22 protein-coding genes are annotated in these 23,687 nt (G+C 57.5%); 6 read left to right on the top strand and 16 right to left on the bottom strand.

Features of this window, described 5'->3' with window-relative positions:
• The first annotated feature begins 423 nt into the window (after positions 1 to 423).
• Positions 424 to 1,011: a hypothetical protein gene (locus H7849_RS11065; protein ID WP_186746508.1), complete on the top strand. Its 588-nt coding sequence runs from the start codon at positions 424 to 426 to the stop codon at positions 1,009 to 1,011.
• 20 nt (positions 1,012 to 1,031) lie between these two features.
• Here the strand turns inward: H7849_RS11065 and H7849_RS11060 are convergent, their stop codons facing one another.
• The 4 genes from H7849_RS11060 to H7849_RS11045 all read right to left on the bottom strand — a co-directional run bounded on the left by H7849_RS11060 (position 1,032) and on the right by H7849_RS11045 (position 4,638).
• A complete protein-coding gene (locus H7849_RS11060) occupies positions 1,032 to 1,751 on the bottom strand; it encodes a nuclear transport factor 2 family protein (protein ID WP_186746506.1) in 720 nt (239 codons plus the stop codon).
• A 63-nt stretch (positions 1,752 to 1,814) separates the two neighbouring features.
• The gene (locus tag H7849_RS11055; protein WP_186746504.1) at positions 1,815 to 3,542 is read right to left on the bottom strand and encodes a methyl-accepting chemotaxis protein; all 1,728 of its coding nucleotides are present in this window, start codon (positions 3,540 to 3,542) and stop codon (positions 1,815 to 1,817) included.
• A gap of 34 nt (positions 3,543 to 3,576) precedes the next feature.
• Positions 3,577 to 3,933, bottom strand: a complete 357-nt coding sequence (locus tag H7849_RS11050; protein WP_186746502.1) for an energy transducer TonB — start codon at positions 3,931 to 3,933, stop codon at positions 3,577 to 3,579.
• A gap of 108 nt (positions 3,934 to 4,041) precedes the next feature.
• Positions 4,042 to 4,638, bottom strand: coding sequence for a class IV adenylate cyclase (locus tag H7849_RS11045; protein ID WP_349627467.1), 597 nt, complete (start codon positions 4,636 to 4,638; stop codon positions 4,042 to 4,044).
• Positions 4,639 to 4,693: 55 nt separating this feature from the next.
• On the opposite strand from H7849_RS11045, the gene H7849_RS11040 reads away from it, so the two are divergent.
• Positions 4,694 to 5,761 (top strand): L-threonylcarbamoyladenylate synthase, encoded by a 1,068-nt coding sequence (locus tag H7849_RS11040; protein WP_186746500.1) that lies wholly within the window; start codon positions 4,694 to 4,696, stop codon positions 5,759 to 5,761.
• 3 nt (positions 5,762 to 5,764) lie between these two features.
• On the opposite strand, the gene H7849_RS26450 is transcribed toward H7849_RS11040, so the two are convergent.
• From H7849_RS26450 to H7849_RS11010, 6 genes are all read right to left on the bottom strand, one after another.
• Positions 5,765 to 6,232, bottom strand: coding sequence for an RNA chaperone Hfq (locus tag H7849_RS26450; RefSeq protein ID WP_222439797.1), 468 nt, complete (start codon positions 6,230 to 6,232; stop codon positions 5,765 to 5,767).
• A gap of 270 nt (positions 6,233 to 6,502) precedes the next feature.
• Positions 6,503 to 7,636 (bottom strand): DNA polymerase III subunit, encoded by a 1,134-nt coding sequence (locus H7849_RS11030; RefSeq protein ID WP_251106743.1) that lies wholly within the window; start codon positions 7,634 to 7,636, stop codon positions 6,503 to 6,505.
• Positions 7,637 to 7,648: 12 nt separating this feature from the next.
• The gene (locus tag H7849_RS11025) at positions 7,649 to 9,043 is read right to left on the bottom strand and encodes a cytochrome P450 (RefSeq protein ID WP_186746498.1); all 1,395 of its coding nucleotides are present in this window, start codon (positions 9,041 to 9,043) and stop codon (positions 7,649 to 7,651) included.
• A 7-nt stretch (positions 9,044 to 9,050) separates the two neighbouring features.
• The gene (gene tmk / locus H7849_RS11020) at positions 9,051 to 9,701 is read right to left on the bottom strand and encodes a dTMP kinase (RefSeq protein WP_186746496.1); all 651 of its coding nucleotides are present in this window, start codon (positions 9,699 to 9,701) and stop codon (positions 9,051 to 9,053) included.
• A gap of 39 nt (positions 9,702 to 9,740) precedes the next feature.
• On the bottom strand, positions 9,741 to 11,123 hold the full coding sequence (locus H7849_RS11015; RefSeq protein WP_186746494.1) for an amidohydrolase family protein: 1,383 nt from the start codon (positions 11,121 to 11,123) through the stop codon (positions 9,741 to 9,743).
• Between the two features lie 94 nt (positions 11,124 to 11,217).
• Positions 11,218 to 11,664, bottom strand: a complete 447-nt coding sequence (locus H7849_RS11010; RefSeq protein WP_186746492.1) for a CYCXC family (seleno)protein — start codon at positions 11,662 to 11,664, stop codon at positions 11,218 to 11,220.
• A 445-nt stretch (positions 11,665 to 12,109) separates the two neighbouring features.
• Between H7849_RS11010 and H7849_RS11005 the strand changes: the two genes are divergently transcribed.
• A complete protein-coding gene (locus tag H7849_RS11005) occupies positions 12,110 to 12,340 on the top strand; it encodes a hypothetical protein (protein ID WP_186746491.1) in 231 nt (76 codons plus the stop codon).
• Between the two features lie 9 nt (positions 12,341 to 12,349).
• Here H7849_RS11005 and H7849_RS11000 read toward each other — a convergent pair whose 3' ends face one another.
• Positions 12,350 to 12,637, bottom strand: coding sequence for a 4a-hydroxytetrahydrobiopterin dehydratase (locus tag H7849_RS11000; protein ID WP_186746489.1), 288 nt, complete (start codon positions 12,635 to 12,637; stop codon positions 12,350 to 12,352).
• 13 nt (positions 12,638 to 12,650) lie between these two features.
• On the bottom strand, positions 12,651 to 13,757 hold the full coding sequence (locus H7849_RS10995; protein WP_186746487.1) for an HD domain-containing phosphohydrolase: 1,107 nt from the start codon (positions 13,755 to 13,757) through the stop codon (positions 12,651 to 12,653).
• Positions 13,758 to 14,099: 342 nt separating this feature from the next.
• Between H7849_RS10995 and H7849_RS10990 the strand changes: the two genes are divergently transcribed.
• Positions 14,100 to 14,639 (top strand): RNA polymerase sigma factor, encoded by a 540-nt coding sequence (locus tag H7849_RS10990; protein WP_186746485.1) that lies wholly within the window; start codon positions 14,100 to 14,102, stop codon positions 14,637 to 14,639.
• Positions 14,640 to 14,671: 32 nt separating this feature from the next.
• Here the strand turns inward: H7849_RS10990 and glmU are convergent, their stop codons facing one another.
• The 4 genes from glmU to H7849_RS10970 all read right to left on the bottom strand — a co-directional run bounded on the left by glmU (position 14,672) and on the right by H7849_RS10970 (position 20,183).
• Positions 14,672 to 16,054, bottom strand: a complete 1,383-nt coding sequence (gene glmU / locus H7849_RS10985) for a bifunctional UDP-N-acetylglucosamine diphosphorylase/glucosamine-1-phosphate N-acetyltransferase GlmU (protein WP_186746484.1) — start codon at positions 16,052 to 16,054, stop codon at positions 14,672 to 14,674.
• Between the two features lies 1 nt (position 16,055).
• Positions 16,056 to 17,597 carry a M16 family metallopeptidase gene (locus H7849_RS10980; protein ID WP_251106742.1) on the bottom strand — a complete coding sequence of 514 codons (1,542 nt, stop codon included), beginning with the start codon at positions 17,595 to 17,597 and terminating at the stop codon, positions 16,056 to 16,058.
• Entirely contained in the window at positions 17,594 to 19,129 is a 1,536-nt protein-coding gene (locus H7849_RS10975; RefSeq protein WP_186746482.1) for a M16 family metallopeptidase, read from the bottom strand. Before H7849_RS10975 ends, H7849_RS10980 begins: the two co-directional genes overlap by 4 nt.
• Before the next feature lie 73 nt (positions 19,130 to 19,202).
• Positions 19,203 to 20,183 carry a hypothetical protein gene (locus H7849_RS10970; protein ID WP_186746480.1) on the bottom strand — a complete coding sequence of 327 codons (981 nt, stop codon included), beginning with the start codon at positions 20,181 to 20,183 and terminating at the stop codon, positions 19,203 to 19,205.
• Positions 20,184 to 20,321: 138 nt separating this feature from the next.
• On the opposite strand from H7849_RS10970, the gene H7849_RS10965 reads away from it, so the two are divergent.
• The gene (locus tag H7849_RS10965; RefSeq protein WP_186746478.1) at positions 20,322 to 22,802 is read left to right on the top strand and encodes a 3-hydroxyacyl-CoA dehydrogenase/enoyl-CoA hydratase family protein; all 2,481 of its coding nucleotides are present in this window, start codon (positions 20,322 to 20,324) and stop codon (positions 22,800 to 22,802) included.
• A 114-nt stretch (positions 22,803 to 22,916) separates the two neighbouring features.
• Positions 22,917 to 23,495, top strand: a complete 579-nt coding sequence (locus H7849_RS10960; protein WP_186746476.1) for a hypothetical protein — start codon at positions 22,917 to 22,919, stop codon at positions 23,493 to 23,495.
• The last annotated feature ends 192 nt before the right edge of the window (positions 23,496 to 23,687 follow it).

The following is a 23,687-nucleotide window of genomic DNA, read 5'->3' as shown; positions in this document are numbered from 1 at the left end:
CCATCGTGAGACGCTGTGGGTGCGGTCAACGAAGATCGACGAACAAACCTTACCGACCTGGTGGGACTCGGTTAGGAAATAGAAAGGGCAGAGCCAACCAGCTCTGCCCTTTTTTGTGACTACAACAAAGCGGATAGTGTAATGTTGTTCTCAAAACATTTCTGGTAAAAGGGCCTAAGGACGTACATGATTTCGGTTTTCGCGGGGCTCCCGCGCTTGTCTGGTTCTCTTTTGGCAAAGGCTTGCTTAGTAGGGGCGTTAGCAGCTTTTGCGTTTGGATTGTGGGCTCAACAGGATGACCCTAACCGTCCACGCCTCAGCCATCAATCGCAGCCAATTCCTCAAAGCGAAGTTTCAGTCAGCCGGCCAGATGTCGCGTCTTCTGCCAGGGCAGCGGGCACCCCAATCGGGGATGGGTTGGTATTGCCATCTGTCGGTCATGTGTGGGCCACGGACAACTTTGATGGCGTGCGGCAGCTTGTTCAATTGAAATACGTGCCGACAGACATAGACAGGCATGCAGGCTCCAATGTCTTAAAAGCCAACATGGCTCCATTCATCTATAAGCCAAAAGAATCCGTCGAGATTCAGGGCGCAGCAGCAAGTGTGCGGCTCCATGAGCCGAATCTCAGCATCTACATTCGCGGGTATGCAATATCCTCCGAAGATGCCGCGGTATCCTCTGAAACCTCCACGCAGATGGATCTAGCCATGGTAAGAGTCGAATCGAAGAAAGACCGGCGGATCGTGAGCACAATCGCCTTCACTCAGATCACGGGCAAAGCGGCACGAAATAGCCAGGCTCTCGTAATTAAAACCGAAAAAGTGGGTGGTACAGATTGGCAAAAAATTACAGCGAGTGAGCCGCTAGCGCCGGGAGAGTATGCGCTTATGTGTTTGCCCCGGGGGCAAAACCTGTTTCCGACAAGGGTATTCGATTTTGCAATAGACCCAAAGGCGCCGGCAAACTCGAAGGCAGTCATGCCGGTTACGCCTTCTTCCTCCCAGTAGCAAATTCCAGTTCGGCCCTTTTATCCAGTCTTCTTCCAGACCAGGTCCCAGCTTTTGCGGCGATCGACGAAGCCCGTGATTTTTCCATTGGCATCGCGCTGGAAGATTTTGCGAATGCGCGGCTGACCGGCGATGAAAAATACATCGCGCAATTCCGCATTCCACTCCACCGGCGCTCCGCCTTCACGCTGGCCGATGAGACGGTTGCCATCGCGATGAAGCGTATAGATAAGATCTCCCGCGGTGTATCTGCCGGCATACGCATCAAGGTCTTTCGCCGCCAACTTTTGCGCTGGCGGGTCTTGCAGCACAGCATAGGTGTGAACTTGCAGTAACTTCCAGTCGTTCTCTGATCTTTGCCAAGTCTCAGTTGTCAGGTAGCGGGCCTTGAGCGTTTGCCCGTGGTAGTTTTCCGTTTCATCGTCGGTGTGGATCACCGTGGCGACATCGCCCTGTTCGCTGGCCTGGTACGAGGAGATGACGAGCGTTCCGGATGCTCCTGGGGGCAGAGGAGTTAGCTGCTTGAGAAACGCAGCGCGGTCCAGGATGACTCCGTTTTCGTCAACATAGACGGCTTCTTCAGCGAGGGCAGCATCCCAAACCTTTACATTGCCCGGTGCGATGGCATCGAGCAAGGCCTGGTCTTTGGCGCGCAGCACCTGCGTAACTGTCTGCGGCGAATCCGGTGGCGCAATAGGCGCAACGGCAACTACGACGAGCAGAAGAGTGTAGCAGTACATACCCATAAAAATAGAAAAAGCAGGGCTGGTTGACCCTGCTTTTCGGTGAAGCGTGCGGAATCTTCAGTCGCCGTATGCGGGAACGGGTTGAATCGAGAGTCCCTGCGTTGCGTAATTCTTGCGGGAGGAAGCCCGATTTTCCTCCAGGCGGAAGTTCGCGATGTGCTCCTGTAGACGCCTTGCTCCGGTCTGGACGGAATTGACGATCGCGTTGCTCTCGGGGATGGCTGCGGCATTTTCTTCGCCGAGGCGGTTGATGATGTCGACGTTGGCGCTCGACTGGCGTGCGGCTTCTGACTGTTGCATTGCGGCGGCTGCGATCTGCGCGATCATGCCGTCGACCTGATCGGCCATGTGGATGATGCGCTGCAGCGCTTCTCCGGCGCGCGTTGTCGTTTCCACGCCTTCGTTGACGGTGGTTGTGCCGCTCTCCATGGCTTCAACAGCAGAGAGCGTGTGAGCGCGGATACCTTCAATCATCTGGCCAATTTCGCTGGTCGCATTGCGCGTGCTTTCTGCGAGGCGGCGAACCTCGCCCGCGACGACGGCGAAACCGCGTCCCTGCTCACCGGCGCGCGCCGCTTCAATGGCTGCGTTGAGCGCCAGCAGGTTCGTTTTCTGCGCAATCTCTTCGATCACGTTCACAATGCGGATGATCTGCTCGGATTCCTTGCCCAGACGCTGCACGGTCGCGGCGGTGTTACGTACCGAGTCAGCGATCGACTGCATGCTCATGAGCATCTGCTCGACTGTAGAGCCGCCATGCCGCGCAGTCTTTGAGGCTTCCTTGGCGTTCTCGGCCGCATTCTGCGCATGCTTGGAAACTTCGGCAATGCTGATCGACATCTCCTGCATCGCGGTCGCCGCCTGCTGTGTCTGCAGGCTCTGTTCCTTGGTTCGGCGGAAGTTTTCGGCTGCCGAGTTGGCCAGCTTGGCCGAATCGCCGTTTACCGTGTTGGCGATCTCCATCATCGTGCGAATCATCTCGCGCAGGTTATCCTGCATGCGGTTGATTGAGGTAGCAAGACTGCCGACTTCGTCGTTGGAGTCGATGTGCAGCGCCTCGCCCGTCAGGTCGCCTTCAGCGATGTGTTGCGCGCGATTTGCCACCAGCACCACGGAGCGAACGACGCGGCGGATAGAGAATTCAGCAAGAGCGGAACCGACGATGCCGCCAAAAGCGATCGCCAGCCAGAGATAGATGGCCTGCAGATGCATGGAGTGTACTGTCTCACGCAAGCTGGAATTGGCCTCCTGCATGACCGCAGCGACAACCGTTGACGCTGCCTTGCGGCAAGCATTCTCATGGTCGGCCACTTCACCCTGCAGCATGTCGTACGCCTTGCTGGTCGCGTCGCTGCCCTGTCCGATGGCCATCGCCACGACGCGGTCCTCGCCCTCCGCGAAAGCATGGTATTCGCTGAGCATGGCATCCACCTGCGCAGCGCCGGCCATAGCATCGATGACCTGGCCCTTAGCCTGTATGCGCGAAATGGCATCATTCGCGGCAGCCTTACTCTGTTCGAACGTAGTGCGGTAGCGTGTTGCCATGTTCGGGTCCATCCCAAAGAGCATGTACGCCTTCAGCGCGTTCGACGAATCGAGCAGAGCGACACGTAGATCGCGCACCGCAGTGAGGGCCGGAATCTGGTCTGCAGCTACGCTCTCGGAAAGCTGGCTCGCCTGGCGCATCTTGAGATAGGCGGCGCATGAGCCGAGCAGAATGCTCAGCACCAGCACGCCGGTGCTGAGACGTAGTTTGTTGGTCAGACGCGAGTGCGTGAATGACATGGCTGTATTGTCCTTGGGGGTTGCCCGGTTAGAGTTAGTTCGCTTCAAAGTTGACGTCGATGCCAACCGTGGATTGACCGTCGCCGGGCACAAACTTCCAGCGCTTCACAGCGTCTTCTGCGGCGAGGCTGAGCATTTTGTTACCGGTGGTGGCCTTGGCTGCCGTTACGTTGCCATCGGCCGCAACGGTGGCCTCGACGTGCACCACGCCCGAAATGCGCATGCGCTTGGCAATCTCCGGATAGACCGGCGGAACGCGCTTTTCCACACGGCGGTCGTCAGCGTGCGCAGGCAGAACAAGCAGCAGGCAGGCAACGGCGATCAGAAAAAGCAGGGCAGTGTGTTGAAAACCGGCGGCAAAGGCAGATTGACGAAATTTTGCAATGTTCATGAAAAACCTCTCGTGGAAGCGGGGAAACCGCTGTTTGAGGGGCTTATCGGCAGGAATCGGGAGGAGCTTGAGCCGGAACTTTGCTGAGGAATCTAAAGGGTTCCCGGCCTATTTGGGCTGCGGGATCGCCGCAAAGGTCAGGTCCGTGGCCGCGCTGCCGGTGGCTGCTCGCCATTCTTCGAACAGGCGTCCATAGCTGAGCGTGATCAGTTCTCCGGGATCAAGGCCCAGACGCTGAGCCATAGCATCGATCCATTCCCGCGGACCTTCGAGTTCGGCAAAGAGGCCGATTGGTGTTTCGTCAATCACGCAATGCCCGGAGGCGTCGGCATATTCCGTCCGCCATTTCTCATAGGTAAACGCCGGAGCATAACCGATCTGGCTGAAGATGACGGACATTGCGTCCCCATCCTTGACTTCGGTTTCTGTTTCGATGCGATGCTTGTGGCGCGCCACCGGATCGTTGTTCTGCGGAAGGCATTTGTGCGTCACCACCCAGCGCTCTCCGTACTGGCGGACACGGAGAATCGACTGCTGCGCGCGCAGACGGCGGTCAGGCGTATCGAAGAGGACATTCTTCTCAAAGGTGCGCGGAGTAATGCGACGGAATCCGGCCGCGACAAGCTTGCGTTCCAGCGCAGGGGGGTCAGCGACGCGGAATTTCACCTCGATCTCGTCAGCACTCATGGCAACAGTATAGGGCACCGGGCACGGCGGTTTGCTCCGGGTCGCGCCGCGAACTGTGACCTAGAATTGAGTCATGCCCACTCTGCGGCTTAGCGTCGATCCGCATCATCTCTCGTCTGAGGCTTCGCGCTCATCTCTCAAGCGCGCAGCCGAGATTCTGCGCAGCGGCGGCACGGTCGCGATTCCTACCGAGACGGTATATGGCCTCGGAGCCAACGCACTTGACGCGAATGCGATCGCGAAAATATTCGCGGCGAAGGAGCGTCCGTCATGGGACCCTCTGATTGTCCATATTTCGGACGCGTCGATGCTGCATCGGGTCGTCGCGAGCGTTCCGGAAAGCGCTGCGAAGCTCATTGACACCTTCTGGCCGGGGCCGCTGACCTTGTTGATGCCCAAGGGCGACGCTATCCAGGATGCGGTGACCGCATGCCGTCCACGGGTGGGGGTGCGCATGCCGCAGCATCCTGTGGCGCAAGCGCTGATTCGTGAAGCTGGCGTGCCCATTGCCGCGCCCAGCGCCAACCGCTTCGGGCGAACCAGCCCGACAACAGCCGAGCACGTCGCCGAAGACCTCGACGGACGCATCGATGCGATTCTCGACTCAGGGGAGACGACTCACGGACTGGAATCGACGGTGATCGATGTCTGTGAAAATCCATGCGTTATCTACCGTCCCGGCGTCATCTCCCTCGAACAGATTCGAGCCGCGGGCGTGGATGCGATCATGCATCGTGAAATTCCCGGGCGGAACGCGGCTGAGCCAGCATCCTTGCCCTCCCCTGGAGTTGGTCTGCGGCACTACGCTCCGAGAGCAAAACTTATGCTGGTTGACGGCGGCGGAGAAGAGCAGATCGAGGCCTTTCGCGCGGCCCTGACACAAGCCCAGCAGAATGGAGCGAGACTCGGGCTGATGCTGCCGGACGAGTTTCAACCCGCAGTCAAAGCAATCGACGCAATCATCTATCGCTGGGGAAAATGGTCTGATGCGGAAGAGTTGGCGCAGCGTCTCTTCGCCGGGCTGCGATTTCTCGACAACGCGGGCGCCTCGGTGATCGTGTGTCCGCTGCCTGCATCCGCGGGGATCAGCGTGGCGATACGCGACCGTCTCTCAAAAGCGGCAAAGACTGAAAAAGGCTGAATATCAGAAGCGGGTCTGGTTCTCGTTTGCTTTGTACAGATACTTAATGCTGGACTTGTAGATCAGCGTGCGCGTGTGGTTGCGCACTTTGATAGCATTGCGATCGTACCACTCGATATATCCCTCGATGCGCTCGCCATCTTCGAGGATGAAGACCATCTGTGTCTGCGTCTGCGCCTGTTTCTGAAAGTAGAAGGCCTCAGCGTGGGTGCTCTCGTGTTCGGTGCGAACGTTTGTCATCGCTTCATGGTGCGCGAGGGTGGGCAGATCGTTTCGCCGGAAGAAATTCTTGTTACCGAGAGCGCGCGCCGGCAATGTCGGCCGAATCAGTTTACGCGGACCTGCAGCGGGAACCGTCGCTGGATGAACGACGGGCGTTTCTTCAGAAGACTGATTCCCGGAGTCCCTGGCAGAATCCCCTGAGCCGACCTGACGCGGACCGGGGATGGAAATTGGAGATAGGTTCGCCATATTTTTGTTTTGTACGGCAATTCTTACAAGATGGGATGCTACTCCGTCCTCTAGAGATAACTCGGCCTGAGAGCGCAGCGGGCAGGGGGCTCATCTTCTTCGATCGCCAGAATCCAAGTTGATGGTGTTAGTTGTATCGTAGCCTGAAAATGGTCGATTTAGGAACAGATTTTGAGCCGTTTTTCTGCTTTTTCATGAAAATATGACTTACTGACGAAGCAGGCAATCGTTTACTCGAAGTTATCCCGCTATTAACACGATTTAATTGACTTATTGGACAGCTATCTCCCCGGCAAAGGCGTCCAAAGCAAGCGAGCGAAGCAGATTGCGCCGCATTCCGGACTGCACTTGCTGAATACTGCGTGCCGCGTTTTCAATCCACTCAAAGGAAACACCGGAAGCCATTGCGCTCAGCTCTGCCTGCAGGTCGATGTTGCGCATCAAAGCGGCCTGACCGCTTTGGATCAGCAGTAGATCTTCGAGCAGGCTGATCAGCGCGCGCAACATTCCCTGGGTTTTCTGCTGGCCTTCGGCACCGGCCCGGTAGGTCTCGGTCATGCGAAAGAGTGTCGAGTGGTCAGCCTCGCGTGTGGCGTTGCGCAGCAGTATAAGCGCATCCTGCCGATGGGCAAGATATTGTTCCAGGTCGAAGCCAAGCGCGGCGCCCACCGCACCCTGCGCCAGGCGGGCAACAAGGGAACGCTGCGCCGGACGCAAATCTTCCCGCCGCGTCGCGATCAGCCGCTCCAGCTGGTCGAGCGGGAGCGCTCCCAGCCTCGCGATGCCAGCTCGTGAGCGAATCGTTGGCAGCAACTCGCCGGTATTTTCCGCCAGCAGAAAAATGCTGGCGTGCGCCGGAGGCTCCTCCAGAATTTTCAGCAGCGAATTCGCAGCTTCCTTCATGAACGCAGCGCTGGTGAAGATGTAGATCGCCCGTTTTGCCTCGGCTGGCATGCGGTAGATTTCACGAATCACAGTCCGCACCTGCCCAAGCTTGATGAGCAACTGCGGCGGGTCGGGAGGAATCACAAGCACATCGGGATGCGTCTGGATGAGTATGCGCGTGTCCTTCTTGTCGACTTCGCGCAACTCTTCGCGTGCGGCAATGGCTTCTTCCACCCGCGCATCAAGCGCCATTGCCTGGGCAATGCGCGTGCAGTTGCGGCAGACGCCGCAGAAATCCGGCAAGCCGTCCGATTCTGTCGGGTTGAGGCAATTTGCCGCCTGCGCCAGCATCAGTGCCAGCGTGTATTTGCCCGAGCCGCGCGGCCCGGCAAGGATGAGCGCATGCGGCAGCCTGCCCTGCGCAATGCCTTCGCGCAGATGGCGCACCGTTGTTTCGTTGCCAAGGAAATCCTGAAAACCCACAAATTGAGAGTAGCGAGTCAGCACTGTGCAGAGCAAGTTACGGCGTCATCAACGTGGCTCCGGCACCATGCGAATGGCATATTTCGGGCGGAGCGTAATCTTCGGCTGCACATCGATCGCCTGCTCCGGAACCAGCTTCAACCGCCAGCGCTGCGCCAGCGTCACCAGGCTCAGGATCGCCTCCATCCACGCGAACGACTCGCCGATACACTGACGGCTGCCGCCACCGAAAGGGAAGTAAGCAAAACGCGGACGCCCGGCCTTATGTTCCGGCGTGAATCGCTCGGGATCAAAGCGCAGCGGATCAGGGAAGAAGTCTGCGTTGCGCTGAATGATGTATTGGCTGAAAAAGATATATGTTCCCGCTGGCAGCTTGTAAGGGCCGATCTCCACATCGCACGTCGCCTGCCGACCCATCGCCCAGGCCGGAGGATAGAGCCGCATCGATTCAGAAAGCACCATCTCGGCGTAACGCAACTGCGGAAGATCTTCGAGCGTAGGCAGGCGTCCGCCGAGCACAGTGTCGATCTCCGCGTGAAGCTTTGCCTCCGCATCCGGATTCTGGCCCAGCAACAGCCATGTCCACGCCAGGGCATTCGCTACTGTCTCGTATCCGGCAAGAAAGATCGTCAGCACCTCATCGCGCAACTGCTCGTTGGTCATCCCGGAGTGGTCGGCTTCGTCATCGCGTGAGGCCAGAAGCATTGACAGCAAATCGCCGCCATCCACCCCTGACCTGCGACGGTCTTCGATCATGCGGTACACAACTTTATCGAGTCGCTTGCGTGCGCGCTTGAAGCGCATCAGGCCGGGAATCGGCAGATGCAGCATTGCCTCGGCGCGAGGCAATGCGACGAGGAAGTTATAGAGCCGCATGATCGCGTTCACTTCGTCATTGATGCGCTGCACATCTTTGGTCACATCCGAGTCGAAGAGTGTCCGCGCCACAATCTGCAATGCCAGGCGCATCATCTCTGCCGAGGCGTCCACTTCCACGCCTTCACGCCACGAATCGCGCATCGCTGCCGCGCGCTCCACCATCACGCCGGCATAAGCCTGAATGCGTTGCCGATGAAATGCCGGAGCAGCAATGCGCCTCTGGCGCTTGTGGACTTCACCATCGCTCGTGATCAGCCCCTCGCCGAGCAGGATCCGCATGCGCTTCTGCGTACGTTCTTTGATGAAGTTCTGCGGCTGTGCGATCAGAATTTCACGGATCAGCTCTGGATCGTTCATCACAACAATCTGGCTCGGCCCGATGCGATAGTAAGACACGCGTCCGAATGTCGCCGCGAGGTATTCAAAGAGCCGGATCGGATTGCCAGGACGGAAGAAGCGGCTGAAGAGATAGAACGGCAAATTGCGCCTCAGCCCCGGCGGAAAACGATAGCTGCCTCGCTCTTCGACGGGGAAGCGATTGTCGACTTGGGAAGCAGTGACCACGGCTCAATCAGAGCGCTAAACGCTCCTCTACCACTCTTACGATGCGCTGATGAACTTTTTCAATATCCGCATCGCCCTCCATTGTGACCACACGCAAGGTGTCGCGAGCAGCAATCTCGCGATACTTGTCATATACGCGGCGATAGAAAGCCTCGTCTTCGCGTTCGAAGCGGCCCTCATCCTTACCGCTCTTTTCCATTCGCGTATTGCGCCGCCGCGCGCGCGTAAGCGATGCGTCGAAGTCGGGCAGCAGGAGAATCGTCAGATCAGGCTGCAGCCCTCCGCACATCACCTCGTGTAGTTGCAACACAACTTCACTGCCGAGTTGCCGCCCACCACCTTGATAGGCCTCCGTCGAGTCCGTGTAACGATCGCAGACAACGACTTTTCCGGCCTGGAGCGCCGGCGAGATGATCTCCGCAATGGCTTGTGCACGATCGGAAAACATCAACCCCAACTCTGCGCGCGGAGCCAGATTCTCCGTGCTCGAAGCAAGCAACAATTTGCGAATGCGCTCGCCAATCACCGTAGCGCCCGGCTGTCGCGTAACAACTACCTGCCGTCCTTGCGCCTCCAGCCAGCCAGTCAGCTTCCTTATCTGCGTCGTTTTCCCCGAGCCATCCAGGCCCTCGAAGGTTAGAAAAAAACCACGATCCATTGCGCGAGTGTAGCAGAGTGATGTCCAGGCAACTGAACGCTAATCTCCGCACTCAGCAAGAGGCGCCAATTTCCTGCCCATTTCGCGCAGAGCCTGATCGAGCATTGATTCGGTCTCCGCGAACGCGTGCTTTTCGGGCTTCTCGCTCGCAAAGGAAATGCTCTTATCGGAACCACACACCTTGAGCGTTTCTGTCGGAGAGTTGTTAGATATCTGGCGCATCAACTCAGGATTGCCATACGTCGCTACTCCGCCGATCATGACCAGTTCCACATCTTCCGGCGTGGCATGGGTAAGGCTCCAGTATGCATCCTTACTGTGCGCTTTGCCCGTGTCGCGAATTACGATCAGATCCGCCACATGATTCGCTGCGAGAGTGCCAATGAAGTCCTGCAATGCCACGAGCGCTGCAGCGTTGCTTGTCGCCATCATGACCAACTCGCGCTCCGTAAAGGGAGGCGTTGGCTGGGTCTGGTTCCACACCGAAGCGTAGTTCAGCTCTCCCAAGAGGCCGTCGCTTCCGGTCGGACTCCAATCCGGAGCCAGCGCCATAACAACATTTGCCGCTTGGGCGGCGGCGACGTTCGCTGTGTTTCCGTATAGTTCGATATTGCTGCGCGGAGACCAGATGAATCCCACGCCCGATTTCGCCATCGCAGCAAAATTCTGCGGTGTAAGAGCGACGCCGTGAATGAACGAGACGCCTGATTTGAGCAGCCCGCGCTCCTCCACTTCCGGGAACTCACGCGCAGCCGAGGCGTCCTGCGGAGAACCTTCGCCAACGTGAATCAGCAGGGAACCGCGCGGCTTGGCATTGAGCACGGAAATCGCCCGCGCAACGTCGAACTGGCTCATCGTCAGCGGAAAGACACTGTAGATGATTTCGCCCAGCCCGCCACCGAACTCCGGGTCGTAATCGAGATTGCGCGCCAGTCCCTGATCGCACGGAGCGTACATTCCCCCCACCACGGACGTTTCGCCCTCGCTGATCGCCTTTACCTCGGCATAGCGCTCCATCTCGCATTCCAGCCCTTCACTCACAAGTTCGGAATGCGGCACATCCATCAGCACGTTGTAGACGGGCTTCTGCTGCCAGTCATAGCGATTGCCGAACTCTTGAATCGGTTTCCAGCGAGGAAAAACGTTCCAGGTGAGGTGATTATGCAGATCGATCAGCCCGGGCGCGATAATGCCGTCGGTGCGTACCGTTGTCGTCCCCTGCGGAAGCTCAACATGAGCCCCGGCGGCGAGTATCTTCCCATTTTGAAGAACAACGGTACCGTTTGGGATGATCTCCTGCGGCGTGAGCAGCGTACCGGTGATCGCAAGTGGCGTGTTCTGCGCCATAGCTAGCGTTGGCGTAATCAGAAGAGCGCAGATCGTAATCGGAAAACAGCGAATGCCGACAAGCCAGTTTCGCATCGCACAACCTTTTAAGACGGAAATGTGTGCGATTACTCTAGCGCAATCGATCGAGGCGAGACTTAGATTATCGGAGGGGGAACAGGCGGCCCTGCTACATGCCGCCCAATTGATCGAGATCGATCGATTCGAACTCCTTGCGCTCGACGCCGTCGCGAATCTCTTTCGGCGTTTTGCCCAGCTTCGTCATCTTGTAGGCATAGGCGCCTTCTTTCGCGCAGGTTGAACACACTGCGCCATGCGTGCCTTCAAAGCAGCTGTGCAGACTCGTGTGGCCAAGGGCCTTGTCGCAACGGCAGTAGCAAGGAAGCTGATAGATCACGCCCTGCACCTGAGCCGCTTCTACGTACACCTGCTTTTGCCAGGGATAGCGAAAATACTCGCCCTCAAGCTGGCTGCCAGAAAGTACGGGTGGCAATTGCTCCGTCTTTGCGGGTGGCGCGGTATGATATGCGGGAATGTCATCCGCCGGATTGGACCACTGAGCGTAACTCGCGATTGTGGCCAGTCCCAAGGCCATCCCAAGCAGAATTCTTTTCATGCACGGCTCCTAAAGCGGGTCTCCTGCACACTAGATTAGCGCAAGCCGGCGACTGGAACGGATAATTGGAAGAAGAAGATTTGAAGAGCAGGAATTGTGCGGCGAAATGGTCTGAAAAATTCAAAAAAAGACGGCACGAACGGTCATTTGTCCGTGCCGGGAGGCCAGTGACGCAACTTATAAACTCTATCTCCTGCCGTTGAGAGCTAAGCTCAATCTTCGGCAAGAACTGTACACTTACATAGATGCTTTTCGTTGTTTCTTAGTTTCAATCTTTTCCTGAAATCTATGAGATCGCGTACTTTTTCTTCAATTTCATGTAGTGTACGCGATCTGGCAGACTTCCACAAGCGCACTCAAGTAACAAAAACACAAACACGATGCATAAGTTGCGATCCGCCGTGCCAAAATGGCATCGAAAAGGTTGATCGATGGAACGAGATGAGTGCAGATCGATATGGCTGAGTCGCTAGAATCTATTGATTCTAAACAGAATAATGGTTCCAAAGAGCCGCGGCCGAGCCGCCTGAAAACCGGTCTGCTGGTGATAGGATCGGCGCTGCTGGGAGGGATTGCGGTGGCGCTATGGAACCGCAGAAGCCTGGCAGATATTCGAAATCAGCCCGAGGATTCAGCGCCGAAGCTCCCGCTCCCGGAGGATGATGCCATTTATTAAAGAGGCAATTCAGTTTTTGGTAGGAATCTCGTTCACAGCTGCAGCCATCCGGAAATCACGTTCCGTTAGGCCTCCGGAATCATGCGAAATCAGCGCGAGTTTCACCTTGTTGTAACGAATATCGATATCCGGGTGATGGCCTGCCGCCTCAGCTTTCTCGCCGACAGCATTTACAAAGTTCAAGGCTTGAACAAAATCGGCAAAACTGAATTCGCGAACGATTTCTTTTCCATCCAGCTTCCATCCATGTAATTGCTTCAGCTTCTCCTGAACGGCTTCAGGGCTCAATAGCGCCATACAGACCTCCCGTCTAACCTGGTGTTTGGACTTCCGCTCCACCAAAGGCGAATGGCGAGAAGCGGGCGTGCTGGCTGATTTCCCTGCGCAGATCGATCCATAATCCATCCGGCATGCTCAGGTAAACGTCGACCACCTGCGGATCAAACTGCGTTCCGGCACAGCGCTGGATCTCGTTTCTGGCTGCGGTAAAGCTGTTGGCCTTACGGTAGGGGCGATCCGAGGTGATGGCATCGAGTGTATCCGCAACGGCAAAAATTCTTGCGCCCAGCGGAATCTGCTCGCCCTTCAGCCCACGCGGATAGCCTGAGCCATTAAAATGCTCCTGGTGGCAGTAGACGATCTCAGCCGCTTCCCTCAGATAAGGGATCTTGCACAAAATCTGATAGCCGCGTGCGCAATGGTCGCGCATCACAGAGCGCTCATCGATATCCAGTCTGCCGGGCTTCAGCAGGATGGCGTCAGGAATCGCCATCTTTCCGATGTCATGCAGGAAGGCGCCTCGCGCGATGGTGCGGATATCAGTGGGTGAAAGCCCCATAGCTCTGGACAAGGCGACTGTGTACCCTGTCACTCGCTTGGAGTGACCTTCGGTTTCCGCGTCCTTTAGATCGAGCGCATCCCCGAGCGCCTCCAGCGTAATGTCATAGGATCGCTCCAGATCGGCAATCGCCTGGCGCAGCATATCCGTGCGGGCGGCAACCAGTTGCTCCAAGTTCGATTGATACATGGAGTTCTGCTGCGCCAGCCGCCGGTGATCTAGCGCACGCCGCACAGTAGCCAGCAACTGCTCCTTTTCGAACGGCTTCAGCAGGTAGTCATAGGCGCCTTTGCGAATGGCGGAGATCGCGACGCCCACGTCATGAATGGCCGTGACCATGACCATTGGAGTCTCGGGCTGCACTTCCCGCAACCGCTCGAGCAGGCTCATCCCATCCAGGCCATCCATCATGATGTCGGAAAGCACAAGGTCGTAAGGAGGATCGGTCTGGAGGCGTTCCATCGCTTCCAGACCGTTGCTCGCCAGCACCGGGCGGTAATGCGCCTTTTCCAGCATCGCAGCGATTACTGTCCTTACATAAGGCTCATCATCGACAACCAGGATTCGTTCGGATGCCATACGTTCTTCTTCTAGCGTCTCAACCCAGCCCTGTGGAATAATTTTTACAAGTCATTGTCAGCCGGTCTGCTATATCGGCGGTGCGGCATCGTAAACGTATACATGGAGTCGATGGTTACGTTTCCAGTGACGCCAATCCAGCTGCCCTGAACCAAGGAATAAACAGTGAGATTCAAAGGAGCCCTATTCTTAAACTGCTTATTTTTTGCTTAAGTAACCTCGACTTTAAAAAATAGCATCAAACAACTCTAAATTGGAAATCTGCTCCTCGAATCTCAGGCGCTGGAATCGTTTAAGATAATAGAAACACCAACTTCCTCCCCGGTCTGAAAGGATGCTCTTTTGAGTATCAACCTTCGTGGACTATTCGAAGCAAGTACACCGAGAATCGTAACCTCACAGTCCGAGGAGCGTTCGGTGGAGCAGGCCCAGCGCGACATCTACGAGAGCCACCGTCATCGCGTTTTTTCGTTGGCCTTCCACATGACCGGCAATGAACTTCAGGCCGAGGCGCTGCTTACCAACAGTTTTGTGCGCGCTTTTCATGTCGACCCAAAGCCGGATTCCAGGATCATCGATGACGCTTTGATCGCCGGTCTTCGTTCCCATTTTTCCCTGGCTCCAGCTATGCCCGCGCCGGTCGACGTTTCCGCCGGGATGGACGGAAGGAATGTCCGCCGCACCGATCTCGAAGAGGCCATTCAGGAACTTCCGCCCATCGAACGCCTCGCGTTTCTTCTGCGCGATGTAGAAGGCTATTCGTCGGACGCCATTGCGCAGTTGTTGGAAGTCTCCAGGCCAGAGGTGGCCCAGGCGCTGTTTTCAGCCAGAATCCGTTTGCGCAGCATTCTGGCTGATATGGAAACGGAACGCGCCGCCTGAGCGGCGTTCGATTGCTCAACTTCTTTCGCAGCCTATCGCTTGGAACGGTGGCTCCTCGCCCAGTCGGGTTTCGTGGTCTGTCGCGCGCGCCCCAGAGCAAGGGCATCGGGAGGGACATCTTCCGTGATGCAGGACCCGGCCGCAATATACGATCCTTCTCCGATCACAATGGGCGCCACCAGCGTGGTGTCACTGCCGACGAAAACCTTGTCCTCGATCAATGTGCGGTGCTTGTTGACGCCATCGTAGTTGCAGGTGATCGTCCCAGCGCCGATGTTCACCCCGCTGCCGATTTCGGCGTCGCCGAGGTAGCTCAGGTGGTTGGCCTTCGAGCCTTTGCCGATGCGCATCTTCTTGGTTTCAACGAAATTGCCGATGTGTGCTTCCTCTCCGATGTCGCTGCCCGGACGAAGGCGTGCATAAGGCCCCAGCTGCGCGCTTGAGCGAATATGCGCGTTATCGATGACGCAGTGATTCTGAATCAGAACGTGATTTTCAATCGTCGAGTTTTCAATGACCGAATAAGAGCGGATGTGGCAATCTTCGCCAATATGCGTTTCGCCCAATAGCTGCACAAAGGGCTCGATGATCGTGTCCGGCCCAACCCGCACGCCTGCGTCGATCACCGTTGTCTCCGGCCGGTAGATGGTGACGCCTTGCGCCATCAGCTTGCGTGCCGTTGTTAACCGCATGGCCGCGTCCAGATCTGCCATTTCCGCGAGTGTATTGGCTCCAAGGACCTCGGTAGAGCTCTCGGCCTCGATGGCAACCACGCGCTGACCTTCCTGCACCAGCACGTCGGCCATATCCGTGAGGTAATACTCACCGTGCGCGTTGTCGGTTCTCAATTCATTGATGAGCTGAAAGAGCGTAGTTGTGGCGAAGGCATAAATACCCGAATTGATCTCGGGAATCGTCTTCTGCTCTGGAGTGAGAGCCTTTTGCTCAACAATCGCAGCTACCTCCGCCGCCCCCGGTGCACGGCGGATGACGCGACCGTACCCATGCGGATCAGAAGGGCAAGCCGTAAGAATCGACATGGCCGCGCGCTCGGCCAGATGGAAATCGCGCAGGCGGGCAATCGTCTCAGGCTGCAACAGGGGCACGTCGCCCGAGAGGACGATGATATGCTCGTACGCCGCCACCGCCTGGCGAGCGGTCTGCACAGCGTGTCCGGTACCGCGTTGTTCCGATTGTGTAACAAAATGCACGCCCGTGCCGGTCACTGCTGCCTGTACTGCGCCCGCCTGATGACCAACAACGACATACACATCCTGCGGCGGAACAATCTGCGTCGCCGCGTGAATCACATGCTCCACCAGAGCCTTGCCGCCAATCTTGTGCAGAACTTTGGGGCGTTTCGATTTCAGCCGCGTGCCCTTGCCCGCGGCCATGATGACAATTGCCAACCGCATCTTACTGCTCTCCTTCGTTGCCGCCCTGGCTCTGTTGAGGCGCTCCCGGAATTGTGATGTCCACTGCGTGAGGCGCGCCCATGCCCAGCTCCGTGAGTGGCGCCCCGAACTCCTGCTGGTTGCCGACAATCAGGACTGCCAGCTTCGACGTGTCGATGTATTTCTTCGCGACGCGCTCAAGGTCGGCCGTCGTCACATGCTCCACCCCATCACGATACCGTTCAAGAAAATCCGCCGGATAGCCGTAGAACTCGAGGCGTGCTGCGGCAGCCAGCACTTTCTCTTTGGTGTCGTAATTGAAGATGAAAGAATTGAGCACCTGGTCCTTGGCTCGCTTCAGTTCTTCTTCGGTGAACGGTTTCGTCTTCAGGTCGCCGATCTCAGCCACCATCGCCTGCGTTGCCTTGATTGTGCTGGCGCTCTTGGTTCCCGCTCCCACCTTGAACATGCCCGGATGATCGTACGACGATCCATAGCCTCCGCCGACTGAGTAGGCGAGTCCCTGTTTCGTGCGCACATCCTGAAACAGGCGCGAGCCAAAGCCGCCGGAGAAAATCTCGTTCATCACCGACAACGCAAAATAATCCGGATTACTCCGCAGCGTGCCGATCCCGAGAATATTCACGTTGCTCTGGTTCACATCCGTCTTGTCGACGATATACACACCCGGCTTCGGCCCCGGAAATTCTCCAGAAGGTTTGGGCCACGGCGTACCGCGTGGTAGATTTTCAAATGCGGCGCGCAGCGTCTTTTCCATTTGAGCTGCATCGAAGTCGCCTTCCACGCCGATGATCATGTTATTTGGAACGATGGTCTTATCGTGCCACTGTTTCAGATCGTCAAGCGTGACTGCCTTGATGGTCGCCAGTTCCGGCTCGCGCGTGTATGGGCTGTTGGCTCCATACACCAGCTTCGCCGCTTCGCGTCCTGCAATTGCGCTGGCGTCATCGTTGCGCCGGACAATACCCGCAGCCGCCTGCTGTTTGGCGAGCATCAATTTGTCTTCTTTGAATGCCGGATGTTCCAGCAGATCGACAGCAATGCCGAAGACCAGGTCCTCGTCCTTCGTCAGGCAAGACCACGAGAGAGAAGTCGAATCGGTATCGCCGCCGGTTTCCACCTTCGCGGCTTTCGCTTCGAGCAGGTCATCCAGCTCGTCGCCATTCTTGCTCGCGGTGCCGCTGGTGCGCCACGCGTCGCTGTAGAGATCGATCAGCCCAGCCTTGTTTGCCGGCTCATCGCGCGAGCCGCCACGCATCTCGATAAAGCCATTGATGAACGGCAGCTCATGATCTTCCTGCAGCATGATGACCAGCCCGTTCTTCAACTCGATGCGCTTTGGCTGCTGGGGGTGAAACGGATGCAGCGGGGGAACCGGAATTTGCGTCCATGGCTGCGGCTGCTGCGCATGCGCCGACTGCGCGAGAGTGGACAGGGCAACGAGGACAGTCAAGCCGAGAAGCATGCCCGCAGCTTCCTTCAGCGGTTTACGTTCAGGCTGCCGCATGCTGAGTCGATTCAGAGTACGAAATCTCCGGTTCACTGCGTACCTCCTGACGATTGCTGCGCAGCGGCCTGAGCCGGCGGCTGAAACTCAACCATGGCATAGGTTCGATTCGTATCCACAAATGTCTTGCTGGCCACGCGGCGAATATCCACCTTCGAAACGGCATCAATCTTCTTCAATTGGTTAAACAACTCGCGCCAGTCGCCGTATCGCAACTGGTAGATCGCGAGTTGCTCGGCGAGCCCTTGATTATCGCCAAGCCCGCGCAGAAGATCGGCGCGCGCACGCGTCTTGAACATGGTGAGTTCATCATCGCTCACGTCAGTCGTCTTCAACTTGTCGATCTCTTTATGAATGGCCGTCCGCATCTCGGTTGGTGTGTGTCCGGGATTCGGCACAGCGAAAAAGGCAAAGAGGCCCGGATACTTATCGCCGGGAAAGCCGCTGAACCCTTCCGCCTGTGCTGCAATCTGCTGGTCCCGCACCAGGCTGCGATAAAGTCGCGAGGTGCGCCCATTCGAGAAGATGTCCTGAATCGCGTCGTACACTGCGTCGTCAGGATCGCGATAATCCGGCTTGTGGTAACCCTCAAGATAAAGCGGCTGCGACTGTTCCTTGAGAGTGATCGCTTTTTCCGCTACCTGTGGAGGCTCAACTGTGCTCATCGCCTCTGGCTTCGGCCCTGCCGGAATCGCGCCAAAATATTTCTCCAGCATCGGCATCGCTTCGTCGGCCTTCACATCGCCTACCACCGCGATCACGATATTTGACGGAACATAGTATTTTTTGTGAAAAGCGTCAGCCTCGGTCGCGGAAATCTGGCTCAACTCGCTCATCCAGCCCACGCCCGGACGGTGATACGGATGGGCGACATACGCCGTTGCCAGAAACTGCTCCACCATCCGCCCAATCGGATTCGAATCCGTCCGCATGCGGCGTTCTTCCATCACCACATCGCGCTCTTTGTAGAACTCACGGGGTACGGGATTGCCGATACGGTCGCTCTCCATGTAGGCCCACAACTGAAGCCGGTTCGACGGCATGCTCCAGTAGTACTGCGTGTCATCGAGACTCGTCTGCGCATTCAAGCCCGCCGCGCCATTGGACTCGGCAATCTCCGTGAATTGATTCGGAATGACATACTTCTGCGCCTCAGCCTGCGCCTGTACGAAGGCCTCGTGCAGCGACTTCAGTTTTTCCTCGTCGCGCCCCACCCGCTTGCGAAATTCCTCGTCGTAGGCCGCATACGTCTGCTCCACCTTGTCGAGCGCAACCTTCTCCGCGGCATAATCGGTGGTTCCAATGTCCTTCGTTCCCTTGAAGGCGAGGTGCTCAAACATGTGCGCAATCCCCGATTGGCCGCCGGGATCGTTCGCATCCCCCGCATCCACAATCGTGAAATAAGAAAAGACCGGGGCCTCCGGCCGCTCGCAGATGATTAGTGTCATCCCGTTTGGCAGGACTTTTGTCGTAGTGCGTTTCTCAAAGCTGGATAAATCCTGAGCATGCGCGACGACGGCCAGGACGCACACCAGGGCAGCTAGACGCAAAGTGGAAAAGAGTTTCATTGCTCCTCGCAAATGACAGCGTAACTCTGACGCTATCCACCTCGCGTGCGAGTGTCAAACCCTGCAATCCGTTCTATTTGTTCTGTGAAACCTCCGGCTCCTTCTTCGGAACGGCGCCGGTTTCTTTCTTGGGAGCGATCGTGGAGTAGTCCGCGACATAGACGACGAGACCTAGATTCGGCAGCGATTTCGAATATCCCGCCTCCAGTTGCTCGCGGTAGTGGTCGAGCGAGAAATTGAAGAGCGCAGTCTTGTCCTTGTTCACTATCTCCAGGTCGACATCCTTCATCGTGAGCTTTCCAAAGACAACGGTCCCGCCCCGGAAATAGACATAGCCGTCCGCGGCAACCGGAACCGGCTTGAGCACCGGATTCGGCTGTCCAAAGATTTCCACCAGTTGATCGCCATCGATCTCGACCGACGTCAGCTTGCCCCCCACATGCGGCGGCGGAAACAACCTGTCCACTGACACAATCAGGTCATCGCCCTGAATCTGAAAGCTGGGCTGATGCTTCGGCTGCGCCACGCTCGCAAGCGTAATCCCAAGCGCATCGAGCAATCCCTTCTTGAGCACGCCCGCTGCCTTGACATCCGTAAAGTGAAGTTTCAGGCCGCCCTCGGGCGTCACGCTCAGCGTGCCTTTGCCCTCAAACGGCACATTCAGGCCTTTCTTCACCGATCCCTTCACCACCAGCGTCTGATCTTCAAAATGCACCGTAACATCGTGAATCGATGTCTTGGCATGCGGCAGGATGTAGGCATTCAGCAGCAGTGACAGGTTCTCCGCCGACAGGTAAGTCTTCGCATTCTCAATCTGCATCGTGAACGACTTCTTATCGTCGAGCGACACAATCTTGCCCGGCCGCGGGATAAGAAATCCGTTCATGCGCTTCACTGTCAGCGTCACATCATCGATCAACGAGAACGACATGTTTTGGGCTTCGATGTAGATCGTTCCATGAGGCAAAGCCGGAGTTCCCTTGGCCGCCTGCGCCGCGCACACGGATGCACTCGCAACCAGCCACAGGCATAGAACTGAAATGTTGAATCTCACCGCGTTCGTCCTAGCAAAGAGCAGTGTGCAGTTAGATGCAGGAATCTTCGGCTGCAGCCGTTAGAATTCGCGCATCCGCCGGTCACTTGCGCAAAGCCAGACGCGCCCGATATGCTCCCCCCGTAAGGAGCTTTAAGAATGAGCACCGCTCTCGCCGACGCGCCCGCAACCGTTGCCACCGTCCCTCTCATCCGCCGCTGCGCCGTCCTGGGAGCAGGCACCATGGGCTCGCGCATCGCCGCGCATCTCGCCAACGCAGGACTCCCCGTCGTGCTGCTCGATATTGTTCCCAAAGACGCCGACCCAGCAGGCCGTAGCCGCATCGCGCAGCAGGCATTGCAGGCGCTGCTCAAATCGAAGCCAGCCGCCTTCTACGACAAATCCAGCGCCGGCCTCATCACCGCAGGCAACTTTGAAGACGACCTCGCTCAACTCAAATCCTGCGACTGGATCATCGAAGCCGTCACCGAAGACCTCGCCATCAAACAGGCGCTGCTCGAAAAAATCGCTCCGTACCTGCGCCACGACACCATTGTGACGACCAACACCAGCGGCCTCCCCATCGCGTCCATCGTCGCAAAAATGCCAGCCGACTTCCGCAGCCGCTGGTTCGGCACGCACTTCTTCAACCCGCCGCGCTACATGCGCCTGCTCGAAATCATCCGCACGCCGGAAGTGAACGCGCAGGCCATCGCGGCCATCGCCGACTTCGCCGATCGTCGCCTCGGCAAAGCCATCGTCTACGCGCACGACACGCCAAATTTCATCGCCAACCGCATCGGCGTCTTCGCCATGCTCACCGCGACCGCGCTGATGCAGGAACTCGACCTCACCATCGAAGACGTGGACGCCCTCACCGGTTCGAGCATCGGCTGGCCGCGCACCGGAACCTTCCGCCTCGCCGACATGGTCGGCATCGACGTGCTTGGCCACGTTGCCAGAAACTTTTCCAGCACCAAAGCCGAAGATGCAGTCGTAACAAAACTACCGGCGTTCATCGAAACCATGCTCGAGCGCAAATGGCTCGGCGATAAGACAGGGCAGGGCTTCTACAAAAAAATCCCCGACGCGCCCGACCCCAAAAATAATCGCCAAGCGCTCGACTGGAAAACTCTCGACTACCGCCCCGCGCAGCGCACGAAATTTCCCTCACTCGAAATGGCAAAGAACGCCGAGACTCTGCCCGAGCGCCTGCAACTGCTCATCGGCAACGGCCCCGGCCCCAATTCGAGTAAAGACAAAGCCAGCCAATTCCAGTGGACGCTTCTCACCCGTATCTGGAACTACGCCGCTGACTGCCTGCCCGAAATCGCCGACGACATCAGTTCCATCGACCGCGCCATGCGCACCGGCTTCAACTGGGAACTCGGCCCCTTCGAAATGTGGGACGCCGTCGGCGTGCCGCAAAGCGTCGAGCGCCTGCGCACGCGCAGCGAACACATCAGCCCGCAGGTAGAAGCGCTTCTCGCATCCGGAAAGACAAGCTGGTACAGCGACGCCGCAGGCACCCGCACCGAATTCAACACAACGAAGCGCAGCTACCAGCCAGTGCACCAACCAGAAGGCATCGCCAATGTCGCCGCCTTCAAACGCAGCAACGGAGTCATCCGCAAAAACGCAGGCGCATCGCTCGTCGACATCGGCGAGGGGGTTGCGTGTATAGAACTGCACTCGAAGAAAAACGCCATCGGCGACGACATTGTTTCGCTCATTACGCAAACGCTGCACCCTGACAGCGAGCACGTCCGCAACTTCCGCGGCTTTGTCATCACCGGCGACGCGTCCGACTTCTCCGTCGGCGCCAATCTAATGCAACTACTGCTCGCCATGCAGGAAGGCGACTGGGATGAAGTCGATCTCGCCGTCCGCGCCTTCCAGCGCATGACATCGACGATCAAATTCTGCCCGCGCCCCGTCGTTGCCGCACCCTTCAATCTCTGCCTCGGCGGCGGCGTCGAAATCTCTTTGCACGCTGCAGCCCGCCAGCCCGGCGCCGAACTCTACATGGGCCTCGTCGAAGCCGGAGTGGGTCTCGTACCTGCAGGAGGCGGCACGAAAGAAATGGCGCTGCACGCCATCGACGCCGCAGCCATTGAATCCGGTATCAGTCCAATAGAGTCGCCGCGCCAATTTGCCTTCTCCGGCGAATTGCAGGAGGCTTTGAAGCAGCGCTTCGAAACCATCGGCATGGCAAAAGTCTCAATGTCCGCGGCAGAAGCCCGTGGCCTCGACCTGCTGAAGCCTTCCGACAAAATTACGCTCAACCGTGAACGTCTTTTGCTTGACGCGTGCGAGACCGCCGTTTACCTCGCCGAAAACGGCTACGCCGCGCCCACGCAGCGAACGCAGATCCCGGTGCCCGGCGACCAGGTCGGCGCAACTCTCAAGCTAGGCGTGCACCTCATGCGCCAGGCCGAATACATCAGCGACCACGACGCAAAAATCGGCCACCACATCATCCGCATTCTCTGCGGAGGCAGCGTCACCCCGGGAACATTCATCACCGAGCAATACCTGCTCGATCTCGAACGCGAGGCCTTCGTCTCACTTTGCGGCGAGCGCAAAACGCAGGAACGCATCGCCTTCACATTGAAGACGGGAAAGCCGTTGCGGAATTGATGTCTAATAACTGGTTAGAGAAGGCGTCATCCTGAGGAGCGAAGTGACGAAGGATCTCAGCGCCATGAGTTGGGGCAAAGTCATTGAGATACGCAAGGCTCGAAAGGTATCTAGATGACAACAACACCCAAGGTCCTTGTTTGGATGGTGCTCCTCGCCGCACCGCTGTTCGCTGGCGCGCAGGAAGGGGAACACGTATTGCACGGACACATCGGCGATCAGTCCTATGCCTTTCGCATGCTTCCGCCGACGTCATTTACCGAACTCCCGGCAGCGATTCGCAGCGATTTGGAAAGGCGCCACTGCCTGATCCCGCAGAGCTACGAAGCACGTACCCCTGAGAACGTCATTCGCGGAGCATTTCGAGAGAAAGGCACGTCCGACTGGGCCGCACTCTGCTCGCAAAACGGCACCAGCACCCTGCTCATCTATTGGTCAGGCTCGGCGTCGAAGCCCGCGGAACTCGCAGCGCAACTCGACACCGACACCGCTGATCCGCATAACGAAACCAACATGCTCGGCTACGCCCGGGGCATCGATCCGGCATCGCCCAGCAGCATTGCAGAAGTCATTGCCAACAAAACCTATGGCCCCTTCGATCACGACGGGATCAGAGACGCACACATCGAAAAATCGTCCGTCATCCACTACTTCAAGAACGGCACGTGGATGACCCTGGCAGGAAGCGAATGATGATCAACATTGCTATATACGTCGTCATCCTGAGGACCCTGAGCTATGCGAAGGGGACGAAGGATCTCAACGATCTGAGCTTGGGTAGATTCTTCACGCTCACCAATGATGATGGCCTTAGGGCGAACCGATTTTCAGGTAGAGGTCGGGTGCCCCATGTTCGCGCAGCTAACATGGGCCGATTCGACCGCC

The organism is Alloacidobacterium dinghuense, assembly GCF_014274465.1.
In the GTDB taxonomy this organism is placed as follows: domain Bacteria; phylum Acidobacteriota; class Terriglobia; order Terriglobales; family Acidobacteriaceae; genus Alloacidobacterium; species Alloacidobacterium dinghuense.
The sequence above is the reverse complement of the archived record's forward strand: the minus strand, read 5'-3'. Positions and strand labels throughout refer to the sequence as shown.